This is a genomic window from Erythrobacter sp. (assembly GCF_038133525.1).
In the GTDB taxonomy this organism is placed as follows: domain Bacteria; phylum Pseudomonadota; class Alphaproteobacteria; order Sphingomonadales; family Sphingomonadaceae; genus Qipengyuania.
Window position 1 is genome coordinate 672 of record NZ_JAYPTL010000187.1, and the last position, 514, is coordinate 1185.

Consider the following 514-nt stretch of genomic DNA (forward strand, 5'->3'; position numbering starts at 1 on the left):
CCGAGAACCTTGGCGATTACGCCGGCGTGCGCAAATTCCGCCATGGCGTTTCCGAGGAAGAGAACCAGGTCGGCGCGGTCACCGGCCTTGCCTGGACCGAGGTTGGCGGCGAATTGCTGACGATCGAAAGCGTCACCGTGCCCGGCAAGGGCAATGTCCGCACCACCGGCAAGCTGGGCGAGGTCATGAACGAGAGCGTTCAGGCGGCCTTCTCCTTCGTCAAGGCGCGCGCCCCGCATTACGGGATCAAGCCTTCGATCTTCCGCCACAAGGATATCCATATCCACCTGCCCGAAGGTGCCGTGCCCAAGGACGGGCCGAGCGCAGGTATCGGCATGGTCACTTCCATCGTCTCGACACTGACGGGCATTCCGGTGCGCGCCGATGTCGCGATGACGGGTGAGGTCACGCTGCGTGGCCGCGTGCTGGCGATTGGCGGGCTGAAGGAAAAGCTGCTGGCGGCGCTGCGCGGCGGCATCAAAACCGTGCTGATCCCCGAGGAGAACAAGAAGGA

At 64.2% G+C, this 514-nt stretch carries 1 protein-coding gene; it reads left to right on the forward strand.

Going from position 1 to position 514, the window contains the following annotated elements; all coding sequences use genetic code 11:
* On the forward strand, positions 1-514 hold a 514-nt coding region (locus tag AAFM29_RS17845), incomplete at both ends, for a S16 family serine protease (protein ID WP_341714049.1).